Origin of the sequence: Dokdonella sp., from assembly GCF_035703485.1 — a bacterium.
Taxonomy (GTDB): domain Bacteria; phylum Pseudomonadota; class Gammaproteobacteria; order Xanthomonadales; family Rhodanobacteraceae; genus Dokdonella.
This window is the reverse complement of sequence record NZ_DASSYD010000060.1, coordinates 1-4,588: the sequence shown is the minus strand read 5'-3', so window position 1 is coordinate 4,588 and position 4,588 is coordinate 1. Positions and strand designations below refer to the sequence as shown.

The 4,588-nt window shown below is 57.6% G+C and carries 7 protein-coding genes; 1 reads left to right on the top strand and 6 read right to left on the bottom strand.

The genetic code is table 11. The features are described 5' to 3' along the window. From VFN25_RS04685 to VFN25_RS04660, 6 genes are all read right to left on the bottom strand, one after another. Nucleotides 1–87: dihydrofolate reductase (locus VFN25_RS04685; RefSeq protein WP_325139340.1), on the bottom strand; the 87-nt coding region annotated here is incomplete at its 3' end. Then, nucleotides 84–878, bottom strand: coding sequence for a thymidylate synthase (locus VFN25_RS04680; protein WP_325139336.1), 795 nt, complete (start codon nt 876–878; stop codon nt 84–86). The genes VFN25_RS04685 and VFN25_RS04680, both read right to left, overlap by 4 nt. Next, nucleotides 878–1,762 (bottom strand): prolipoprotein diacylglyceryl transferase, encoded by an 885-nt coding sequence (gene lgt, locus VFN25_RS04675; RefSeq protein ID WP_325139334.1) that lies wholly within the window; start codon nt 1,760–1,762, stop codon nt 878–880. Before lgt ends, VFN25_RS04680 begins: the two co-directional genes overlap by 1 nt. A 52-nt stretch (nt 1,763–1,814) precedes the next feature. Next, the gene (locus tag VFN25_RS04670; RefSeq protein WP_325139338.1) at nt 1,815–3,011 is read right to left on the bottom strand and encodes a class I SAM-dependent rRNA methyltransferase; all 1,197 of its coding nucleotides are present in this window, start codon (nt 3,009–3,011) and stop codon (nt 1,815–1,817) included. 97 nt (nt 3,012–3,108) lie between these two features. Continuing rightward, entirely contained in the window at nt 3,109–3,837 is a 729-nt protein-coding gene (locus VFN25_RS04665; protein ID WP_325139332.1) for a TerC family protein, read from the bottom strand. A 17-nt stretch (nt 3,838–3,854) separates the two neighbouring features. Further along, the gene (locus VFN25_RS04660; protein ID WP_325139330.1) at nt 3,855–4,226 is read right to left on the bottom strand and encodes a diacylglycerol kinase; all 372 of its coding nucleotides are present in this window, start codon (nt 4,224–4,226) and stop codon (nt 3,855–3,857) included. A 113-nt stretch (nt 4,227–4,339) separates the two neighbouring features. Here VFN25_RS04660 and VFN25_RS04655 point away from each other — a divergent pair. Beyond that, nucleotides 4,340–4,588, top strand: a 249-nt coding sequence (locus VFN25_RS04655) for a hypothetical protein (RefSeq protein ID WP_325139328.1), incomplete at its 3' end; no start/stop codon positions are given.

Genomic DNA, 4,588 nt, shown 5'->3' with positions numbered 1-4,588 from the left:
CTTGAGGTCATCGGGCAGATGCCAGGGCATCGCGCCATCACGACCGATCGCAAAATTCCGGTCGAGGGCCGCGATCAGCGCAATCACACTGCCACCGGTGCCTTGATTGGCTTGTCGGCGGTGTAGCCATCGATGCTGATGTCCGCAAAGCGGAAATCGAAGATCGACGTGACATCCGGGTTCAGGCGTAGTGACGGCAGCTCATGCGGCGTGCGCGTGAGTTGCTCGCGAGCCTGATCAAAGTGATTGAGGTACAGGTGTGCGTCACCCAACGTATGCACGAAATCACCGACGTCCAGGCCGCAAACCTGGGCAACCATGTGGGTGAGCAATGCATAGCTCGCGATATTGAACGGCACGCCGAGGAAGATGTCGCCGGAACGCTGATAAAGCTGGCAGGACAACTTGCCGTTGGCGACGTGGAACTGGAACATCGTGTGGCAAGGCTGCAAGGCCATTGCATCGAGATCGGCCACATTCCAGGCACTGACCAGCAGGCGGCGAGAGTCGGGATTGCGCCGGATCTCCTCGATCAGCCAGGCAATCTGATCAATGCTGCGGCCATCGGCGCATTGCCAGGATCGCCACTGCTTGCCATAAACCGGTCCGAGATCGCCGTTGGCATCGGCCCACTCATCCCAGATGCCGACGCCATTTTCCTTGAGATAGGCGATATTGGTATCGCCCTGCAGAAACCAGATCAGCTCGTGGATGATCGAGCGCAGATGCAGTTTCTTGGTCGTGACCAACGGGAACCCCTGGGACAAGTTGAAGCGCATCTGCCAGCCGAAGACAGAATGTGTGCCGGTTCCGGTTCGATCAGATTTCGGCGTGCCGTTCTCAAGCACGTACCGAAGAAGTTCAAGATACTGCTTCATCAGCTCGCGTCCTTTGGCGGATCCTCGACGACGCGTGGTGTCAGCGTCGGTGCGCGGCGCGACATGACGATCAGCACGATGCCGAGAACGATCAAGGGCAACGAAAGAACCTGACCCATGGTCAACCAGCCCCAAGCCAGATAGCCAAGCTGAGCATCGGGTTCGCGCACGAATTCGACAGCAAAACGGAATACGCCGTAGAGCAGCGCGAACAGTCCGGAAATGAGATAGCGCGGCCGCGGCTTCATCGAAACGATGTAGAGCACCGCGAACATGACGACACCTTCGAGTGCCAACTGGTAGAGCTGCGAAGGATGGCGCACCTCGTTGTCGAGCTGGCCCGCGGCCGCCATCGCCTTGAGCTGTTCAATGCTGTGTCCGGCGGTATCGATTGCGCGCGGAAAGATCATGCCCCAGGCAACATCGGTATGCCGCCCCCACAACTCGCCGCCGATGAAATTGCCTAGGCGCCCCATGCCGAGGCCGATCGGCACCAGCGGCGCGACGAAATCCATGACATCGAAAAAATGCAGGCCGTTGCGTCGCGACCACAGCCACATCGCCGTCAGTACGCCGAGCAGGCCGCCGTGAAAAGACATGCCACCTTCCCAGATCTTGAACAACGACAGCGGATTGGAAAGCAGATCGGAAGTATCATAAAAAAGCATGTAGCCGATGCGTCCACCAACGATCACGCCGATCATGCCGTAGAACGCCAAGTCGGAAAATGCAGTCGGACCGACCGGCAGTCGTCCGAGCCGACGACGGCGCTCACCAAGCAGCCAGAATGCACCGAATGCAATCAAATACATGATGCCGTACCAATGCACGGCCAGCGGACCGATCGAAAACGCGATGGGGTCGATATCTACGAAATAATGCATGAGTCAGCTTTGTGTGGTGTGCGGGAAATCATCGAAACCATTATGCCAGCGCTCAGGCCGGCAGCACGCGCAGAACGAATCCTTTGAGGTATTCGGTCTCGGCAATGGCCGGATGAATCGGATGATCGGCCCCTTGCTGCAGGTTCCACAGCAGTTGCACGTGTCGGTCGAGATGTCGCGCCCCTTGCTGCACGCCACTGAGGAGGACACTGCGCGGCATGTGATACGAGCACGAACAGGTAATCAGGATGCCATCTCGCTCAAGAACCTGCATTCCGAGCTCGTTGAGTCGTCGATAGGCCACCCGGCCTTCGGCCAGATCCTTTTTGCGCTTGACGAAGGCCGGCGGGTCGAGAATGACGACGTCGAAGCGATCGCGCTGTTCGCGCAGCAATTTCAGATAATCGAATGCATCGGCACGCACGGCCGAAACACGACCATCAAATCCATTGCGGGTGATGTTGCGCGAGATTGCATCAACCGCCGCTTGCGAAGAATCGACGCAAACCACTTCGCTGGCCCCGTAAGCGGCCGCGCGCAGACCCCAGCCACCGAGATAGCTGAACATGTCGAGCACGCGCTTGCCCTTGACCAGATGCTCAAGGCCGTCGCGATTTTCGCGCTGATCGTAGAACCAGCCGGTTTTCTGACCCGCAACCGGATCGCACTCAAACTCCAGGCCGGCCTCGCGCACGATCACCGGCTCGTTGTCACGCTCGCCGACGGCCAGTTCCACGGAATCGGGCAACTGCTCCATCGCCCGGATCGAGGCATCATTTTTCCACCAGAGCAGACGTGGTTTGATCACCTTGACGAGGGCCTCGGTGATCTCGTCCTTGAGCTGCTCCATGCCTGCCGTCGTCGCCTGCGCGACGATAACGTCGTTGAAGCGGTCGACGGTCAGGCCCGGCAAGCCATCGGACTCGCCGAAAACAAGGCGATACCAGGGTTCATCGTAAATGCGCTCACGCAATGCAAGCGCGACATTGAGCTTGTGCACGAGCAGCGACTTGTCCAGTGCATGATCGAGTCCGCGGCTGACCAGGCGCGCACAGATCAATGAATTGGGATTGACGTAGCCGACGCCGATCGGCTTGTCGCGACTGTCGACGATGGCGCAGACCTGTCCGGGCTTGAAATCCGTCAACGGCGAACGCGATACGTCGACCTCATTCGAAAAAACCCACAGATGCCCTGCACGCAATCGTGTGTCTTCGCCACGCTTCAGATACAGCGCAGGATATTGAATCTCGTCAGCCAATGGACTTCCCGGTTCTTGATGCAATGCGGCCATTCTACGCGGTCAATCGCTTCGACAAGTCGAGCCATCAAAGATCAGTGACAGATCAATTCATTCGCCCACGCTTGCGCGCCCACTGATTGAGCGATTCGACCAGGATGGAGAAGCCCATCGCGAAATAGACGTAGCCACGAGGAACATGGAATTCGAGGCCATCGGCAATCAGGACCACTCCGACGAGGATCAGAAACGCCAACGCAAGCATGCGCAGAGTCGGATGACGGTCGATAAAATCGCCAACCGGGTTCGAGGCCAGGATCATCACCGCGACAGCGAGGATGATCGCCGCAACCATGACGACAATTTCGTTGACCAGACCGATCGCGGTAATCACCGAATCCAGCGAAAACACAATATCGATCACGGCAATTTGCAGGATGACGAGGACAAAGGAAGCGAATACATGACCTTCCTCGATGTCGGCACGTGTGCCTTCGAGCTCCTGGTGGATCTCCATGACCGCTTTGACCAGCAGAAACAGGCCGCCACCAATCATGATCAGATCGCGCAGCGAGAAGATCTGATCTCCGAGCGTAAACAGACCGAGGCGATCATCGTCAAGCCCGGCCAGAAACGAAAGGAAAAGCAGCAGGCCAATGCGGGTGACGCAGGCCAGGCTGAGACCCAGTTTGCGCGCCAATGGGCGTTGTTCAGGTGCCAGCCGACTGACTGCAATCGAGACAAAAACCAGATTGTCGATTCCAAGGACGATCTCAAGCGTTGCCAGGGTGAACAGGGCAATCCAGAAATTCGGATCAGCAAGAAGCTCCAACATTCAATCAGTGCCGTCTTTCAGAAGAACCGCTGCCAGAGCACGAGCACCCAGCACAGCATGACATTGAGCATCAACAGGAAAACCGCGGCTGAGCCCATGTCCTTGGCCCGACCAGCAAGCTCATGGAACTCGGGGCTGACCTTGTCGACGACCGCTTCGATCGCCGAATTGAGCAATTCGGCAGAGAGCACGAGCAGCAGGCTGCCACAAAGCAAGGATTTCTCGATCGCACCCTGGCCCAGCCACAGCCCAGCCGGAAACAGAATCACGCACAAGTAAACTTCAAGGCGGAATGAAGCCTCATGAACCCAGGCGGCACGCAAACCCTTGAACGACCAAATCATGGCTCGGACAATCTGGCGCGGTCCACGCGGTTCGGTACTGGGCATGCATCAGCTCATGGGGCTGGATATTCAGCACGCTATGATGCCATAAAGCGAGTCTTGCCTTGCCAGCTCATGATCAACTCGGAGCTGGCCCAACCAGTTAGTGGGGAGTGTCAATGAGCCGACGTTTTCTTGCCATCAGCGCCTTGATCGCTGCCGCCTTCATGTTCGCGGGATTACTGTTTGTCGACAAACCGCTGGTTCTGGCCATCCACCACAGTCCGTACGAGAACCTGCCGTTCTTCGTCGACGGCCTGCATTTTCTCGACACGATTCTCGGCTTGCATGTCTGGTACTGGCTGGCGGCATGCAGCTGCATTTCGGTCGGATTCATTGCGCTTTGGCTTTCCCGCACAACGCGATTG

Excerpts from the sequence above, each read along its gene's own strand:
- VFN25_RS04680 (WP_325139336.1), bottom strand. The coding sequence starts at position 878 with ATGAAGCAGTATCTTGAACTTCTTCGGTACGTGCTTGAGAACGGCACG.
- lgt (WP_325139334.1), bottom strand. The coding sequence starts at position 1,762 with ATGCATTATTTCGTAGATATCGACCCCATCGCGTTTTCGATCGGTCCG.
- VFN25_RS04665 (WP_325139332.1), bottom strand. The coding sequence starts at position 3,837 with ATGTTGGAGCTTCTTGCTGATCCGAATTTCTGGATTGCCCTGTTCACC.
- VFN25_RS04660 (WP_325139330.1), bottom strand. The coding sequence starts at position 4,226 with ATGCCCAGTACCGAACCGCGTGGACCGCGCCAGATTGTCCGAGCCATG.